The organism is Rhizobium indicum (assembly GCF_005862305.2).
Taxonomy (GTDB): Bacteria; Pseudomonadota; Alphaproteobacteria; order Rhizobiales; family Rhizobiaceae; genus Rhizobium; species Rhizobium indicum.
The window spans coordinates 720,392-735,218 of record NZ_CP054021.1 but is presented as its reverse complement, the minus strand read 5'-3'; the positions used below and the strand labels follow the sequence as shown (position 1 = coordinate 735,218).

Below are 14,827 nucleotides of genomic sequence, written 5' to 3'. Positions count from 1 at the left end.
ACATCACGGGTTCCCTTTGTTCGTCACTGAGCGGGCTGATGCTCCTAGGTCGGCTCCCGCTTCGGAAATGTCGAGCTCGATCATGACGGGCGCGTGGTCGCTCGTATGCTCCCAGTTGCGCGGCTTTCTCCTGACGGTTGCCGATCGAAGCAACGGGGCGACTGCCGGACTGAGCAGGAAGTGGTCGATCCGAAGCCCTGCATCACGTTCGAAGCTGTTCCGCCAGTATTTCCAGAAGGTGTAGATGCGCTCTCCAGGATGAAGATGTCTGACGGCATCGGTCCAGCCCTGAGCGACGAGATCAGCATAGGCCTTGCGCACTTCCGGCCTGAAGAGGGCGTCGTCCAGCCAGCGTTCCGGCTTGTAGACGTCGATCTCCGTCGGCATGACGTTGAAGTCACCGGCCAGGATCGAAGGCACCTCGAGCTCGAGGAGCTCGGCGGCGTACGCCTGCAGACGGCGGAACCAGCGCAGCTTGTAATCGAACTTTGCTCCTGGAAACGGATTGCCGTTGGGAAGATACAGGCATCCGATCAGGATGCCGTCGACGGCAGCTTCGATATACCGGCTGTGGGTATCGTCAGGATCGCCGGGAAGACCGCGCCGCGTCAGGATCGGGGTCTTGCCCTTCGCCAGGATGGCCACGCCGTTCCAGGATCTCTGTCCGTGCCAGATGGCGCCGTAGCCGGCTCGTTCGATTTCCTTTCGCGGAAACCCGGCATCGTCTGCCTTCAGTTCCTGGAGGCAGACTACATCAGGGACATCCTCCTTGAGCCAGCGCAGCAGGATGTCCAGCCGCCCATTGATCCCGTTGACATTGTAGGTTGCGATTTTCACGATGCCCTCGGAAGTCGAAGCACGGACGGGCTCTAGAAGCGCTCCTGAGTTTCGTCCTCAGGAAATCCCCGCCCGCATTCGTCCTAATGGAGGCGGCTCTCCACACCGTAATGGTCCGCCGGTCGAATCGCCTCGGGTGATCGAGCGAGGCGACTGTCACTTGGCTCCTCAACGCGTCGCGCCGAAGACGAAGGCGATGCCGGCGACGATCGCTGCGGCTGTCAGCGGCTGCCGGCGTATCCGATCCTCGAGATCGCGTACGAAGCTGCGCGCTTCCGCTTTTGCGAGGCGGGCTGTTCCGGACGCCAGTTCCGAAGCGGTTTCGGTCATCCGACCGGCTTCTTTCTGAAGCGCGCGCATTTTCTCGCGATTGGCATCCAGCCCTTCGGAGGAACGGTCGGTTTCGCCCGTCGAGCGCAGGGCTTGATCCACCAGGGGAAACTCCTCGTCGAGCTTGGTGGGATCGGGTTCTCGCTTCACGCGCTCAGCCGCCTCGACGTCGCTGCGGCCGGCGGAAATTGAAGTGTGAGTGGCTGACACCGGATCGGACGCCGGAAAGGTATTCTCGATACCCTTGTCGAGTTGGCCGTCTCGGGTTTGCTTCCGCTGCTCTGCCTGCTCTTTTCGCATGGATTGGACTGCGGGGGATTCGTTCGGGTTTGCCATTGGGGTTTTCCTCTGTTGCACGTTGACAGACAAAGCGACGACGAGGGCAGAAGTTCCATAGAATGCTTGCGCCCTTTTCAAAGCACAGGGAGCAACGGGAGTAAGCGGCGCTTATGATCACGCCGTTGGACTCTTTCCGATGTCGACCGCGGCAATCGGTCGGCCCGGACCAAAGTCTTGCTGGCGCCTACTACCTAGGTCGGTTGCATTTTGTCTTGGGAACAGCGAGAAATCTTATGCGTCATATATGATGGGAAACGGCGAAGAACGGACGAATGAGGCCATTGCATGAGTATCCGGAAACGCGATTTTCTGAGATTGGGCGGTAGCGCGGCCGTCGCTCTCGTCGCTGCCGCATCACCAGTCACACTAAAACTCGGCGGTTCCCTTCCTGTTCTGGCAGCTGACTTTGCGCAGGCAAAGGACGGCAACAACGGGAATGGCAACGGTAATGGCAACGGCGGCGGTAATGGCAATGGGGGAGGGAATGGCAACGGTGGCGGCAACGGCAACGGCAATAGCGGTTCCGGAAACGGCAATGGTGGAAATTCCGCCGGTGGTGGAGGATCATCTTCCTCTAGCACAGGATCGTCAGCAAGATCGGGCGCGAGAGCGACAGCGGCGTCCGATGGCTCCATCGACGTCCGCCATTCAAACGGCATCACTGAAACTCTGCAACGCGGTCGCTACGTTATGAAGGACTCGAAGGGCCGGACGATTATAAGTCGGCAGGCGACGGCCAGTGATGCCCGGCGGCTGAGCCGCTTCCTTCGCTAACCTCTTTCAGCGCCGTTCGCGCCATTGTAGAGCGGCTTCAGTCCTGTTCGAGGCACCAAGCTTGCTCAGAATCTGGGTCATATGGTGCTTCACAGTCTTTTCCTGCAGGTTGAGACGCAAGCCGATATGCTTGTTTGACAGGCCCTGAGCGACAAGATCCATCACCTCGCGTTCGCGTGGCGTTAGGCTGCTTTTGTCGGAGGTTCCGCCATTCAGGGAATTTTCCATGACTTTCGCCGACATCGTCGGCGAGATATATCGCGAGCCACGCAGGACGGTTTGAATTGCTTCGGCGAGGCCACGCGAACCAACACCTTTCAGAACATAACCCATCGCGCCCCGTTGCAGAGCTCCCAGCAAAGTGTCCACCTCCTCGGATACCGTCAACATCAGCACTTTCGTTGTGGGGCTCCGCGCCAGGACGTCACTGATCGCAGACAGCCCGCCGCCGGGCATCGAGACATCGAGGAGCATGATGTCGGGATGGTTGTCCGAGGCGATCATCGCCGCGTCATCGCTGCTGGCCCCCTCGCCAACGACGATAAAGCCGCTGATTTCGGAGAGGCTGCGCGTTACACCCTCGCGAAAGAGCGGATGATCGTCCACGACTCCGATGGTGATTGCTGTCATCCCTACTCTCCCACTTCCATTGGCTCGAAGATCATGGTCACGGTCGTTCCTCCTTCGCCCGTCTTAATGTCGAAGGACCCTCCCAGGCTGTCGACGCGCTCGCGCAACCCCACGAGGCCGAGGCTCGTTGGCCTCACCTCGGTCGGATCGAAGCCGTCGCCGTGATCGCTGACCTCGACACAAACATGGCCGTCGCGCGAGACAGCCTTTATGGCCTGCTGAACGCCGCCGCCGTGGCGGTAAGCGTTATTCAACGCCTCCTGGATGAAGCGATAGATACAGATCTTCACGGCGGGGGGAAGTTCCGGTCCATCTTCGTCGACAATCGTTTCGACATGGCTTTCTGTCTTGTGTTGATGCGCTTCGACGACCCGCGTGACGATCTCGGTGATCGAGGATTTTTCGATCTGCGGAAGCACCAGTCCGCTGCAGATATTGCGGATCTCGGTCATCGCTTCGGCAAGGCTCGAGCGTATCCAGGCAAGCTCCTTTTCGCGCGCTTCGGGCTGGGTGGACGCATTGATCAACACGTCGCTGTCCAGGCGCAATGAGGCATAGGCGATGTGCTGGGCCGGACCGTCGTGCAGATCGGCACCGATGCTGCGCAAATATGTTTCGTTCAGCGCTGCCGCACGCTGGGAGGCGCGCTGCAGGCGCCGCTGGAGTCCGCGGTTTTCCGCCAGCAGCGCAGACAGTTCGGTGACCCGTTCTTTGAGATCCTTGCGCTGCGCCTCTATCGTGCGGCTACCTCGGAACACCAGAACGGAGAGAACAAGGAAAAAGGTCGCCGTCAGAGCGGCGACGGCGCCCCAGCTCCGGAGCCTGGCATGCGCCAGACTATCGCCCAATCCTTCTGCTGTCTCGTAGAACTCAAGGACGGCGACCGCCTGTCCGGACCATGGCTGGAGCACCGGGTTATAGATCTCCATCAGCGGCTTGCCGAGCGCGCGCTCCTTGTCGCTTTCCGGATCGCTGGCGATTTCGTAGCGCGCGACGAGAGATCCTGCGAATGCCCTCTGCAGCTTGTCGCTGACCGCAAACGTCTTGCCCACTAGCTCCTTCTCGTTCGAATAGAGGATGGTGCCGTCGCTTCGCCACAGCTTGAACGAAACAAGGCGTTTGCCGAGTGCACCCTGACCGAGCGTCTCGTCCAGAGCCTGGGCACTCGCTTCATCAAGCAGTGACTCGGTTTGCATATTGGGAAGTAGCGGCGCGATCACGCTGTCCACGTAAAGCGCCGTCGCCGCCCCCGAATTGTGGATGACGGTTTCCTCTATGAGGTGGCTTACAAAAAAGCCCACCACGAACATGGCGGCAATCGAGATGAGCCCACCCGCGATGAAGAACTGGGAGGCGAGTGAGCGGGCATTCCAGCGGCGAAGCCAATTCATTTTGATACCGGTAAGAGACTGCCCGATTAACCTAACGCGTCTTTAGAGTTTTCCAAACAGCATCAGGGCACATTCCTGGTGTCGAACACCTCGGCGCCTGTTACGCTCTGGGTCAACCCGGCAGTATCGCCGGACATAGCTGCGCCGAAGATGTAGAGAAGAGCGGCCAGAACGATAACAAGTGCGAAGACGGACGCGTTGCAGGCGTCATTCACTCGGGATCTATGACTCTGGTTCATGTTTGGATCTCCTTCAATATCGTTCGAAACGGCGCGAGTCCGATGCGCGTTCCAACCCAGGGACTTCGGTCCGACAGGGTTCGGACCAAGGTCTGACCCCGCCACGGGGTTCGTCCGGGCGGCGGCATGAGCGCGTTCGTCGTCGTCGGTCGCGCTTCGTAACTCTGCCTAGTGTAGGCCAGCGGACCAATCGCGCGACCTTCAGATGGAGTGTCAAAAGCTCTGTCCGCCAAGGTGTGACGGCTCGCGGACTCAGCTCGTGCGCTGCGCGTAGGAAGGTTCTTGCATCGCGCGGATGACGTGCTGCTCGATCTTGAAGCAGGTCTCGTAGTATTCCCGTACCAGGTTCGAATTGGATGGCCGTCCTCGAAGTGTGTCGCGCGCTTCGACTGCCGTCTGGTAGGCCTCGAAGAGCTCGAGCTGCAACGGGTCGCACGCTGCCATGATCAGCGTCCGCATATGCGGCAAACGCATCGCCAGGCGCCGGCGTCCAGCTTCGCGGCGATTGGATCGTGCCATCTCCTTCAGTCTCCTGCCTCCTGCATAATTCCTCAAATCGGTATCGATTTAAGGATAAATTATGCAGCAATTCAAAGTGTTACAGCGTCCTTTACGCGTCTGAAAAGACGCGTGGCGCTGTAAGCCCGTGTGTGGGGTCTTTCGATCCTGAAGTAGTGCCGGCGACGGGCATTGACATGGGTTTGGGACCAAAGGCCGGGGTCTATCAGACTGAGGTCCGGGCCGTGGAACGACCGCGCCCCCGGCTAGTTGGTGTCGCAGCGGTCACGAAGGCCGCCTCGAAACAGAAGGAGGAGAAAATGATCTCCAAGCTTATCGTCGGTGCGGCAACTGCCGCAACCCTGATGTCTGGCGTCGCATTCGCCCAGTCCTCGACCGTCAATGGTGCGGCCGGTGGCGCGGTCACCGGAGCGATCGTCGGTGGCCCCGTTGGCGCTGCTGTCGGCGGCGTTGCCGGCGCGATCGTTGGTACGGCGATCGATCCACCGCCGCAAAAGGTCATCACCTATGTTCGCGAGGCTCCGGCGCCGTCGGCCCGCGTGGTCGTGAAGGAGAAGATTGTCGTCGGCCAGCCACTGCCGGAGACGGTTGTGCTGACGCCTATACCGGATGACCCGACCTATGCTTATGCGGTGGTCAATGATGAACGTGTCATCGTCGAACCGTCGTCCCGCAAGGTGATCCAGGTTATCAAGTGATCTGATCCTACACGCGGCCTCCGCCGCGTCCTCCATCCGGAAATCATCGCTCAAGTCCGGGAACCGCCGCACGACCGACGGCAGCGTCGTCGTGCGGCCAAAAACTGCCGATGCCCCCGGCGGCGACCTCCGCCGCCGGGGCGCCAGCGAGGAGAGGAACATGATCTATTGTGAAGAGAAATCCGGCGGTCTGGTCTTGCCGCTGATCGTCATCCTGCTGGCAATGGCCGGTATTCTCGCCGTGCTTGTCGTTACCGGCGACCGACATAGCAGTAGTGCCGGCCGCGTCTGGGTTCCACAGGCTCACCAGCAACAGGCTCAGCAGCAGGGGTCGGGACAATGAAAGCCATCGCATCCGTCGCTTTTGGAATCTTAAGCTCGGTCGGGGCCTGCATGGCTGCCGCATCTGTCGCCTCCCATGTCGTGGCAGATTCTGAACCTCATGCCTTCGGGGACCTTGCTGCGCGCGATCTCTGGACGACGACGCCAGTAAAAGTCGATCCTCGGCAGCAGCGCTATGAACGAATTCCACCTCTCTATTCCAGCTATGTCACCGAGGCATCGGCCGTCATCACTGCAAGGGCGAGGCCGGATTCCGCTCGCCCGCCGACTAAACTTCAGCCACCCCAGCCAGAATTTTCGGTCGAGCATCTTGCCTGGTGCGCGGACCGCTACCGCTCTTTCGATCCCGCGACCAACAGCTATCGATCCTATAGCGGCGGGACCCGCGAGTGCATTTCGCCGTTCCAGCGGATTGTCGCCGGGGCCGATGAAGGCGTTGGCACGAAAGTGAATGCACAGGCGGCAGCCCGGTGCGCCGCTCGCTACAGATCGTATCGGCCGCAAGACAATACATATCAACCATGGGAAGGACCGCGGCGCAGCTGCGACATGTCGGATCTCGTTGCGACGAGTAACTGATGTGGTCGCACGGTGCGGACCCGATTGCACCACCTGGTCAGTCGGACTAAAGTCCGTGTTGCAAACGCTACGGTTGTGATACGTGGTTGCATTCAGAGCTTGGAGAGCGGGGATGGCGACGGCGCTGATAACGGCAATCCAGCAGGCACAGACAAGGCTTCCGCTCTTGAGCCGGGCGGACCGGGGAGCCCTTATCGTTCGCATCCTCCGCGAGCTGAAGACGCATCGGCGGGAAGTTCTCGGACATGTGCCGGCCGAGCGCTGCGTTTGGATCGACAGGCTGATCGCGTCCGTGTCCTCCGCCATATCCGAAATCGCCAACATGCAGGACGCCGAGTTCAATCGTGTCTTGAACGAATTCGAAAAGCTTATGGCCACGCTCGATGACATTTCGCATGCCGAGAAGCGGTCGAAGACAGTTCACTGAGAGGGTCACCGGCGGGCGGCCAAATGAGCGCCTCACCGGAAGCGATCCCTGCGCGTCAGCGTTTTCCTTAAGGGCGCCGTAAAAAAGAGGATGAACATCGTCAGGCTCGATGGCGCAAGGCGTCGACGAGCGCCACGAAAGCCGGAGAGGATTGCCTTCTGCTGGGATAGTAGAGATGGTAGCCATCCCAGTGTGGGGAAAAGGCTTCCAGCACGCGTCTCAGACGGCCTTCCGCGATATGAGGTAGGGCGACGTCTTCCGGTACGTATGCCAAACCAAGTCCGTCCAGCGCCGCTTCCACACTCTGATAGGAGTTATTAAAGGCAAGCTGTCCCTCGACCCTGATCCTGATCTCTTTCCCGTTGTCTTCGAACTCCCATGCCCAGAAGCCGCCATATGTGGGCAGGCGCTCGTTGATACAGTTGTGGCGGACGAGGTCCTGCGGATGCTCCGGAACCCCCTTGCCCTCGAAATATGAGGGCGCGCCGACGACGGCAAAGGGGAAATCAGGCCCGATGCGTGTCGAGATCATGTCTTTCGCCACCTGCTCCCCCATCCGGACGCCGCCGTCGAAGCGCTCGGTCACGATGTCAGACAGCCCGTTTTCGCGTATCAGCTCCACCTTGATGTCAGGGTTGTTCGGTAGGAAGCGCTGGAGTTTCGGCCAGATGATCCACCTTATTGCGTGGTCTGATGCCGTGATGCGGAGGTTCCCGGCCGGCTTTTCCCTGAATTCGGTGAGGGTTTCAAGTTGCGCCTCGATCTCGTCGAAATGAGGCCCCACGCCTTGGAACAACCGCTCTCCGGCGTCGGTGAGCGAAACGGCCCGCGTGGTACGGGTCAGCAGCCGGATTCCGAGCCGCGTCTCGAGCTGGCGGACAACGTGGCTGAGCGCCGATTGAGACACGCCCAGTTTCGCAGCTGCTCGCGTAAAGCTCTTCTCTCGGGCAACCGCCAGAAAAGCCATCAGGTCATTGACGCTCTCGCGCGGCATTCACGAGCTCCTTCGGATCGAATGGCCGTTGTACTGAATTTGCTGAGGCTGGACATTGAAATCATCGTGAACACCCGCCTGGCTCTGTTTGCACTGGAACAAGTTGCGCCGCCGGCCATTTGTCGTCCATGAAAACAGCCCTGCCGATGTCGCTGCTCGCTCTGGCCTTCTCCGTTGGCGGTGCCGCCGCGCGGGAACTCCGACCCGAAGACATCAATACCGTGTCGATTGCGTCCATCGGGACTGAGAAATCTGGGCCGGGAGATCCTGACCCGGCGATCGTCCGTCTTCAGGTTCTGCTCGACCTCGCAGGATCGTCTCCCGGCGTGATCGATGGCCTCGCCGGCGAAAACGTCGACAAGGCCGTGGCCGGCTTCGAGGCGATGAACAATCTGCCTGTCGACGGGAGGCTGGATCCTGAGGTCGCCTCCCGCCTGGAAGGCAATGCTCCTATCGTTGAGAGTTATGTCGTCTCGGCAGAGGATGCCGCGGGTCTCGTTGACGAGATCCCTGAAGACTATGGCGAGAAGGCAAAGATGCGGAGCTTGGGATATACGAGCGTTGCGGAGAAGCTATCCGAGCGGTTCCACATGGGGATCGATCTCGTGCATGCGCTCAACCCGGCTTCACAGTTTGCTCCTGGCGACACGGTGTGGGTTGTGAACCCCGGTCCTCCAAGGGAAGGAAAGGCCAAGAGGATCGAGGCTGACAGGAAGACGGGGCAGGTGCTCGCCTATGCCGCGGATGGATCGCTGCTTGCAGTCTATCCCGCAACGATCGGAAGCGAAGACAACCCGTCGCCGTCAGGCAAGCACAAGGTCAAGGGCGTCGCGCGGATGCCGGTCTACAGATATGACCCGAAGCGCAACTTCAAGCAGGGAAAGAACAACAAGGTCCTGACGATCCCGAAAGGGCCGAACGGTCCTGTTGGCACGGTCTGGATCGACCTGACCGAGCCCACCTATGGGATACATGGGACACCGGAGCCGAAGCTCATCGACAAGGTGGGATCGCATGGCTGCGTGCGGCTGACGAACTGGGATGCCGAAGAGTTGGCGGCTATGGTCAAGCCAGGGGTCGTGGTGGACTTCGTCAATCGAAGTTCAGCCACGCCGAAATGAGGGGGAAGATATTGAAAATCCCACTCTTCTCTGCTTCTCACTGACGACTTCCTGCTCAGCGCCTGCGCATAGGCCGTGCCGCCTGCATGATCAGTTTGCTTGAGTCTTGTATGCAGCATCTTGCCGAACTGAAGCGACTCCCTTTACCGCGCGAAGCGCATCGAGCGCATCAGGATTGACAGTACCGTTGACAATCATGAAGCGCTCGTGGCTTTGCACCTGTTCGAGGCCTTGCGACTTCAAGTCGCCGACGACCTCTCCCAAACTGCGGGCCTCGTTTTTGTCGATCCGAATGGTAACTTCAATCTTATCGGTCGTCATACCTCGCCGCTTCCTCTTGCCTGGAGCAGGCCCTTGCCAACATCCCTAGCAGAGGAAGATAGAGGCTTTGTAAGCTGAATCAAGCGCGCCCATAGCGCCCATCCGCGAAACTTCGGATCAGACTGAGCAATAAGAGCCGCAACGCCGGCAACATGTGGGGTCGCCATGCTGGTGCCATCCCACCGGTCATACTTGTCATCGGGCAAGCTCGAAAATATATCGACGCCAGGAGCGGCAATGTCCACTTCCTGACCAGGATTCAAACCGCCGCATGAGAACGATGCCGGCGCGAAGGAGCGATCCACGGCGCTGACTCCCAGGATCGTGGACGCGTTGGCCGGAGAACCAACTGGATTAATCTGTTGAGGACGAGTACTTTCGTTCCCAGCGGCGGCAACAACTAAAGTTCCCGCATCTAAACATACCTGCCCAATTTGCTCGTAGTCGTCACTTGGCGCATCTCCAATTTGCGTTGCAGCGCCTAACGACATCGAAATAACATGGCAACCTTCATCCAGCGCCCATTCCATGCCGGCAATGATCGACCGGTCGGTACCGAAGCCATCGTCGCCCAGCACCTTTCCAGCATAGATTTCCGCCTCATAGGCGACGCCGTAACGTGGGCCGCTGGTCGGTCGTAATGGACCGCATGCCGTACCGATGCAATGCGTTCCGTGACCGTGAACGTCGCCTTCGGAACTACGTGTTGCAAAGAGCTTCTTGGTGACTGAACGGCCGACAAAATCCTGATGAGTTTCGTCAAATCCGGTGTCCAGTACTGCTACCTTGATGCCGGCCCCGCTCAGCTCACCTTCGATAGCCCTGACAGCCTGCAGTCCCCAGGTGTTGCCGGTCTCGTCAAAGGCGGCCCGGGCGACAAGCCCCTCTGCCCCCTTTTTGCCCAATAAGCGATCGACCAGTTCGTTCACGGCGTCACGATAGCCGAGCAGGTAATCACGGTCCAAAGGGGATGCAACGCCGCCCACCGTTGCCTGTGCGAGGTCTAGCCGCTTCGTCAGCGGGCCGCCGAGGGCACGATAGGATCGCTCCGGCCGAGCCGCGCTGACGACCTTCCGCTGCATGGCATTTTGCAACATGGGCTTCAGTCTCTCGCCGTCCCGGCGCACAATTGCGATTCCGAAACGTTCGAAGTACTGAACATCAGCGCCATCGAAATCATTTGGCACCGCCACGGCGCTGCGAAAATCTTTGGACGACGCGACACGGAAGCCACCTTTTTCGAGTTGCTGTACACCCTCGCTCCTTGCTTTGGGTGTAAATCGCACCACCATGCCAAGACCCGATGTGCCGTCGCCCGGTGCGTTGACCCTGCCTCGCGTTGATTTCGCCATGATACCAACTCTCCCCATCTTTCACGGTTTGAAAGCAATACAAAAGCCGCAAGCTCGGTGCGGCATACCCGTTAATCGAACCGAAACTCGCGGTCGGGACAGCGGCGGCCCCGCAGGTAGATCGATGCGGATTGACTAGATGTTTTTTCCGCTGACTTGCCGCGAGAACACAAAGCTTCGCCAACCGAAAATTGGAGCGTTCGGCAGGCAAGCATAATAAATTGTACCTTGTAGGTCGATTTCGGGATGTACTTCCCCTGGCCGAAATCTCGGCGGCAAATATACATCTTATTGTTGAGTTGGCAAATGAAAATTCTAGCGGTCGTTCGCCGGCGTTTCATTGCTTTTCAGGTAACCTATACTTCTACATCTCCTCCCCATTGTATTTCCTCGCTATTTTTGTGCCTGAGGCGGCTCTGTCCGATTATCGATACTGCCGTGCAATAACGGACTTGCCGCGAAAAGCGCCGGCGATACTGGCAATGGCACCGCTTATAGCGAGGCGCCAACCGCGGGGCAGGGAATACGATGCGCAAAAAACGAGTGCGCTGAATCCGCACAGACATCGACTGAGCTTTACCGGTAATTTACCAACTTTAAGATGAATAATAGCCCAATATGATTAGTTGACTTCGCGTTCTAGGTGTATGAATTATCCCGCGGGCTGGAAAACGGAGGGTGTTGCCAATGGCAATCGTTTTTCAATCGCACGGGGGTGCGGAGAAAGAGCGCGCAGTTCCAGGGCCGAGCATTCGGGCCGGGCGGCCAGCGACGGGTGACGTCGCGGTCGATGAAGAAGCTGACTTCGGTTATTTCGTACCGCCATTAGATGCGCCAGAGAATTACCTTCCCAACACGGCGGAAACGCTTGGGGAGCTCGATGAGCTCGGCGAAATGATGATCGATGTTGTCGCGACGCCGACGAGCGAGGATCCGACGGAAGATTCCGCGCTCCCGCCTGTCTTCACATATTGGGGACAATTCCTGGATCACGAGCTGACGGCCCGAACTGATCGCGAAGGGGCGATCTCGAGCATGGTCAACGCACACCCGCCTGTCGCCTCGTCGACAGTGGAGAGTCAGTTCAGGAATGCTCGCTCGCCCCGCTTCGATCTGGATAGTGTCTACGGCGGATCTGCCGTCGGCGAGGGGATCGATGCAGATGTTGTCAAAGTGATCTCCGGCCTTCGCCACCCGACGCTGACAAACAAAATGCGTGTCGGGACAGCCGTCGATCCGGGGCCGCTTCCAGACAACCTCGACGAACATCGCGACCTTCCTCGTTATGGCCAGGTCCAGTCGTCTGTCCGGGAGGCGGCTTTACGTCTGGCTCAGGCGGCGATGACTCCCGAGGCGTTTCAGAAATTCTCCGATAGCTTGCCCCAGCGGGCGATAATCGGGGATAATCGCAACGATGAAAATCTCGTCGTCGCGCAGTTCCATCTGAGCTTTCTCCGGTTCCATAACAAGGCCGTCGACTATCTTGCATCGCATGATACGGGCTGGATCGCCGATTTCAGCTCAGCGCAGGCTCTGACAAGACTCCATTACCAATGGTTGATTGTAGAAGGATATCTCAAGGGCGTTTGCGATCCGGTTGTGGTGGACCGCGTCGTCAAGGATCGGGCATCTCATTTCTTCAAATTCAGAGCCGAGTTCGATGCCCGGAGGCAGAATACCCGGCTCGGCAATGCTCTGCCGTTGGAGTTCTCCACCGCAGCCTATCGGTTCGGTCATTCCATGGTCAGAACCTTCTATGACTACAACAAGAACTTTGGGCGGCCGGGCACAGGTATTCTACCGCGCGCCACCTTGAGGTTGCTTTTCGAGTTCACCGGCGGCGGCGGCAGGCTGGATGACGAGAAGAAGCTGCCCAAGAATTGGATAATCGACTGGACGCGCTTTACGGGAGCCGATCCCCATGATGCGAGCGATGGGGAGCCGGCCCGTCTTGCCAGGAGGATCGATACGGAACTTGCTCCGCCATTGCATACGCTGTTCAAGGAAGGCGAAGACCAGGCCGACCAACAGCTCAAGGAGTTGTTCAAGAACCTGGCAAGGCGGAACCTTCGTCGGGGCTACAATCTCAGGCTCCCGACGGGTCAGGCTTTACACAAGCATCTCAACCAGACTGGCGCGGTGCAGTCCTCGCCGATCCAAGATGTTTCAGCATTGTTCGCCGCGAAGCCCGATCTGAAGAACTTCCTCGCCGGCACTGCATCGCGTTTCCACGAACGTACACCGCTCTGGTTCTACATTCTGGCCGAAGCCGAGGCTGCAGGCGGAAATCGATTGGGCGAAGTCGGGAGCTGTCTCGTGGCGTCGACCTTCGTGGGCGTGCTGCTTGCGGATCCGGACTCGGCTCTTTCGCGTGGGTTCACGCCCAGTCAGAGCCCTCTCAAGATGCCGGACAACTCACCGATCGACTCGATCGCCAAGTGGATGCGGTTCGCGGCGGTCATGCAATAGTGCTCGCAAGACTGTTGCCTCGCCGCACCGCGGCGAGGCAAAACGCCCTATCATCGGGGTTCACGAAGCCTTGGCTTCGAAAGCGGGGGCGAAATCACCCAGTGATTTTGCCTTGAGGATGGTGGCCTCGATATCCTGCTCCACGATCGCTTCCAGATCGGCGAAGCTGTCGATGACATAGTAGATTGGCTGGAGGATATCGATCCGGTAGGGCGTCCTCAGCACGCTCAGCAGATCGAACGGCCGGAATTCGCACGCCTTGCCTTCCATTGCTGCCTTCGCTTCGCTGGGCGATGAGACGATGCCCGCACCGAAGCAGCGGCGACCTTGCGGCGTATTGATCAGGCCGAATTCGACGGTGAACCAGAAGATCCGGAACAGGTGCCATGAATAGCCCCTGCCGAGGCGGACGGCCGTTTCGCCGAAATGCCGGACGAAATTGGCATAGCTCTGGTTGGTCAGCATGGGGCAGTGGCCGAAGACCTCGTGGAACAGATCCGGTTCCTCGATATAGTCGATATGCTCGCGACGGCGCAGGAAGGTTGCGAGCGGGAATTTGCCTTGCGACAGAAGCTCATAAAAGCGCGAGGGCGCAATGAGCGCCGGCACGCCTTCGACGCCGAAGCCGGTTGTCTCATTCAGGCGTCTGTTCACGTCGAGAAGCTGAGGCACCTTACCCGGCTTCAGCCCCAGCATTTTGACGCCGTCCAGATATTCGCGGCAGGCGGTATCCGCGAGCAGCTTCATCTGACGCCGATAAAGTTCGCCCCAGATCGCATCTTCATCCGGGGTGTAGTCATAGAGACCGTCCGGGCCGGGTAATTTGGCGGTGTAGCTGCTTTCTTTGGTCATAAGCTCATCCTCCCAGATGCGGCGATATTCCTCCAATTATCCCCCGTCTCAGCTGGATTTTCTTTTCTTTCGTGCCGGAAATTGCCATAGTGATGGCAAATATTCTCGGAAGCGACGCAGAAAATGAAAGAACCTGGGAATTTCCGCCGCAAGCTTCTGCAGCTTGTCCAGGCCGACGGCAGCCTTTCGCTGGCCGATCTGGCGGAAAAGGCCGGCATGTCGCAAAGTTCGGCATGGCGGAAGATCCAAGAGCTGGAAGCCGACGGCGTCATCCGCAAGCGCGTGACGCTGCTCGATCCTGGAAAACTCGATCTCAAGCTCTGCGTCATCGCGCATGTGACGCTGGAGGATCACCACGAAGAGGCGGTCGCATCTTTCGCTTCGGTGGTACTGGAGCGGCCGGAGATCATGGAATGCTACGCCCTGTCAGGCGCCTTCGATTACATGCTGAAGATAAGGGCAAGCGACGTGGAAAGCTACGAAGCCTTCATGACCCGCTATCTCATGCGCAACCCGCATGTGCGCACGGTGGTCTCGAGCTTTGTGCTGCGCGAGCTGAAATTCTCGACCGAACTGCCGATCTGATTAAGATATCTGCGCAGGGCGATGCCGT

At 59.0% G+C, this 14,827-nt stretch carries 18 protein-coding genes; 8 read left to right on the top strand and 10 right to left on the bottom strand.

Going from position 1 to position 14,827, the window contains the following annotated elements; translation table 11 throughout:
* Positions 1–3 precede the first annotated feature (3 nt).
* Positions 4–837: an exodeoxyribonuclease III gene (gene xth / locus FFM53_RS03600; RefSeq protein ID WP_138329992.1), complete on the bottom strand. Its 834-nt coding sequence runs from the start codon at positions 835–837 to the stop codon at positions 4–6.
* 168 nt (positions 838–1,005) lie between these two features.
* Positions 1,006–1,503 (bottom strand): hypothetical protein, encoded by a 498-nt coding sequence (locus FFM53_RS03595; RefSeq protein ID WP_138329990.1) that lies wholly within the window; start codon positions 1,501–1,503, stop codon positions 1,006–1,008.
* Between the two features lie 288 nt (positions 1,504–1,791).
* Here FFM53_RS03595 and FFM53_RS03590 point away from each other — a divergent pair, with 288 nt between their 5' ends.
* On the top strand, positions 1,792–2,280 hold the full coding sequence (locus FFM53_RS03590) for a hypothetical protein (protein ID WP_138329988.1): 489 nt from the start codon (positions 1,792–1,794) through the stop codon (positions 2,278–2,280).
* Positions 2,281–2,286: 6 nt separating this feature from the next.
* On the opposite strand, the gene FFM53_RS03585 is transcribed toward FFM53_RS03590, so the two are convergent.
* The 4 genes from FFM53_RS03585 to FFM53_RS03570 all read right to left on the bottom strand — a co-directional run bounded on the left by FFM53_RS03585 (position 2,287) and on the right by FFM53_RS03570 (position 5,059).
* Positions 2,287–2,910, bottom strand: a complete 624-nt coding sequence (locus tag FFM53_RS03585; RefSeq protein ID WP_138329986.1) for a response regulator — start codon at positions 2,908–2,910, stop codon at positions 2,287–2,289.
* Between the two features lie 2 nt (positions 2,911–2,912).
* The gene (locus FFM53_RS03580; protein ID WP_138390879.1) at positions 2,913–4,301 is read right to left on the bottom strand and encodes a sensor histidine kinase; all 1,389 of its coding nucleotides are present in this window, start codon (positions 4,299–4,301) and stop codon (positions 2,913–2,915) included.
* Positions 4,302–4,363: 62 nt separating this feature from the next.
* A complete protein-coding gene (locus tag FFM53_RS03575) occupies positions 4,364–4,540 on the bottom strand; it encodes a hypothetical protein (RefSeq protein WP_171602200.1) in 177 nt (58 codons plus the stop codon).
* Positions 4,541–4,792: 252 nt separating this feature from the next.
* Positions 4,793–5,059, bottom strand: coding sequence for a hypothetical protein (locus tag FFM53_RS03570; protein WP_138390878.1), 267 nt, complete (start codon positions 5,057–5,059; stop codon positions 4,793–4,795).
* Between the two features lie 299 nt (positions 5,060–5,358).
* Between FFM53_RS03570 and FFM53_RS03565 the strand changes: the two genes are divergently transcribed.
* From FFM53_RS03565 to FFM53_RS03550, 4 genes are all read left to right on the top strand, one after another.
* A complete protein-coding gene (locus FFM53_RS03565; protein ID WP_138390877.1) occupies positions 5,359–5,757 on the top strand; it encodes a DUF1236 domain-containing protein in 399 nt (132 codons plus the stop codon).
* Positions 5,758–5,917: 160 nt separating this feature from the next.
* A complete protein-coding gene (locus tag FFM53_RS03560; RefSeq protein ID WP_138329981.1) occupies positions 5,918–6,100 on the top strand; it encodes a hypothetical protein in 183 nt (60 codons plus the stop codon).
* Positions 6,097–6,678 (top strand): BA14K family protein, encoded by a 582-nt coding sequence (locus FFM53_RS03555; protein ID WP_138390876.1) that lies wholly within the window; start codon positions 6,097–6,099, stop codon positions 6,676–6,678. The genes FFM53_RS03560 and FFM53_RS03555 overlap by 4 nt, the downstream gene beginning before the upstream one ends.
* A 112-nt stretch (positions 6,679–6,790) precedes the next feature.
* Positions 6,791–7,105 carry a hypothetical protein gene (locus tag FFM53_RS03550; protein ID WP_138329977.1) on the top strand — a complete coding sequence of 105 codons (315 nt, stop codon included), beginning with the start codon at positions 6,791–6,793 and terminating at the stop codon, positions 7,103–7,105.
* A 100-nt stretch (positions 7,106–7,205) separates the two neighbouring features.
* On the opposite strand, the gene FFM53_RS03545 is transcribed toward FFM53_RS03550, so the two are convergent.
* On the bottom strand, positions 7,206–8,099 hold the full coding sequence (locus tag FFM53_RS03545; RefSeq protein WP_138390875.1) for a LysR family transcriptional regulator: 894 nt from the start codon (positions 8,097–8,099) through the stop codon (positions 7,206–7,208).
* Between the two features lie 119 nt (positions 8,100–8,218).
* On the opposite strand from FFM53_RS03545, the gene FFM53_RS03540 reads away from it, so the two are divergent.
* The gene (locus FFM53_RS03540) at positions 8,219–9,220 is read left to right on the top strand and encodes a L,D-transpeptidase family protein (RefSeq protein ID WP_138390874.1); all 1,002 of its coding nucleotides are present in this window, start codon (positions 8,219–8,221) and stop codon (positions 9,218–9,220) included.
* 90 nt (positions 9,221–9,310) lie between these two features.
* On the opposite strand, the gene FFM53_RS03535 is transcribed toward FFM53_RS03540, so the two are convergent.
* Entirely contained in the window at positions 9,311–9,541 is a 231-nt protein-coding gene (locus FFM53_RS03535; protein ID WP_017960086.1) for a hypothetical protein, read from the bottom strand.
* Positions 9,538–10,893, bottom strand: a complete 1,356-nt coding sequence (locus tag FFM53_RS03530) for a S8 family peptidase (protein ID WP_138329972.1) — start codon at positions 10,891–10,893, stop codon at positions 9,538–9,540. The genes FFM53_RS03535 and FFM53_RS03530 overlap by 4 nt, the downstream gene beginning before the upstream one ends.
* Before the next feature lie 687 nt (positions 10,894–11,580).
* On the opposite strand from FFM53_RS03530, the gene FFM53_RS03525 reads away from it, so the two are divergent.
* Positions 11,581–13,362 (top strand): peroxidase family protein, encoded by a 1,782-nt coding sequence (locus FFM53_RS03525; protein ID WP_138390873.1) that lies wholly within the window; start codon positions 11,581–11,583, stop codon positions 13,360–13,362.
* Positions 13,363–13,422: 60 nt separating this feature from the next.
* Here FFM53_RS03525 and FFM53_RS03520 read toward each other — a convergent pair whose 3' ends face one another.
* Positions 13,423–14,214 carry a phenylalanine 4-monooxygenase gene (locus FFM53_RS03520; RefSeq protein ID WP_138329968.1) on the bottom strand — a complete coding sequence of 264 codons (792 nt, stop codon included), beginning with the start codon at positions 14,212–14,214 and terminating at the stop codon, positions 13,423–13,425.
* Between the two features lie 123 nt (positions 14,215–14,337).
* On the opposite strand from FFM53_RS03520, the gene FFM53_RS03515 reads away from it, so the two are divergent.
* Entirely contained in the window at positions 14,338–14,799 is a 462-nt protein-coding gene (locus FFM53_RS03515) for an Lrp/AsnC family transcriptional regulator (protein WP_131663815.1), read from the top strand.
* Positions 14,800–14,827: the final 28 nt, after the last annotated feature.

Excerpts from the sequence above, each read along its gene's own strand:
- FFM53_RS03595 (WP_138329990.1), bottom strand. The coding sequence starts at position 1,503 with ATGGCAAACCCGAACGAATCCCCCGCAGTCCAATCCATGCGAAAAGAG.
- FFM53_RS03590 (WP_138329988.1), top strand. The coding sequence starts at position 1,792 with ATGAGTATCCGGAAACGCGATTTTCTGAGATTGGGCGGTAGCGCGGCC.
- FFM53_RS03585 (WP_138329986.1), bottom strand. The coding sequence starts at position 2,910 with ATGACAGCAATCACCATCGGAGTCGTGGACGATCATCCGCTCTTTCGC.
- FFM53_RS03580 (WP_138390879.1), bottom strand. The coding sequence starts at position 4,301 with ATGAATTGGCTTCGCCGCTGGAATGCCCGCTCACTCGCCTCCCAGTTC.
- FFM53_RS03575 (WP_171602200.1), bottom strand. The coding sequence starts at position 4,540 with ATGAACCAGAGTCATAGATCCCGAGTGAATGACGCCTGCAACGCGTCC.
- FFM53_RS03570 (WP_138390878.1), bottom strand. The coding sequence starts at position 5,059 with ATGGCACGATCCAATCGCCGCGAAGCTGGACGCCGGCGCCTGGCGATG.
- FFM53_RS03565 (WP_138390877.1), top strand. The coding sequence starts at position 5,359 with ATGATCTCCAAGCTTATCGTCGGTGCGGCAACTGCCGCAACCCTGATG.
- FFM53_RS03560 (WP_138329981.1), top strand. The coding sequence starts at position 5,918 with ATGATCTATTGTGAAGAGAAATCCGGCGGTCTGGTCTTGCCGCTGATC.
- FFM53_RS03555 (WP_138390876.1), top strand. The coding sequence starts at position 6,097 with ATGAAAGCCATCGCATCCGTCGCTTTTGGAATCTTAAGCTCGGTCGGG.
- FFM53_RS03550 (WP_138329977.1), top strand. The coding sequence starts at position 6,791 with ATGGCGACGGCGCTGATAACGGCAATCCAGCAGGCACAGACAAGGCTT.
- FFM53_RS03545 (WP_138390875.1), bottom strand. The coding sequence starts at position 8,099 with ATGCCGCGCGAGAGCGTCAATGACCTGATGGCTTTTCTGGCGGTTGCC.
- FFM53_RS03535 (WP_017960086.1), bottom strand. The coding sequence starts at position 9,541 with ATGACGACCGATAAGATTGAAGTTACCATTCGGATCGACAAAAACGAG.
- FFM53_RS03530 (WP_138329972.1), bottom strand. The coding sequence starts at position 10,893 with ATGGCGAAATCAACGCGAGGCAGGGTCAACGCACCGGGCGACGGCACA.
- FFM53_RS03525 (WP_138390873.1), top strand. The coding sequence starts at position 11,581 with ATGGCAATCGTTTTTCAATCGCACGGGGGTGCGGAGAAAGAGCGCGCA.
- FFM53_RS03520 (WP_138329968.1), bottom strand. The coding sequence starts at position 14,214 with ATGACCAAAGAAAGCAGCTACACCGCCAAATTACCCGGCCCGGACGGT.
- FFM53_RS03515 (WP_131663815.1), top strand. The coding sequence starts at position 14,338 with ATGAAAGAACCTGGGAATTTCCGCCGCAAGCTTCTGCAGCTTGTCCAG.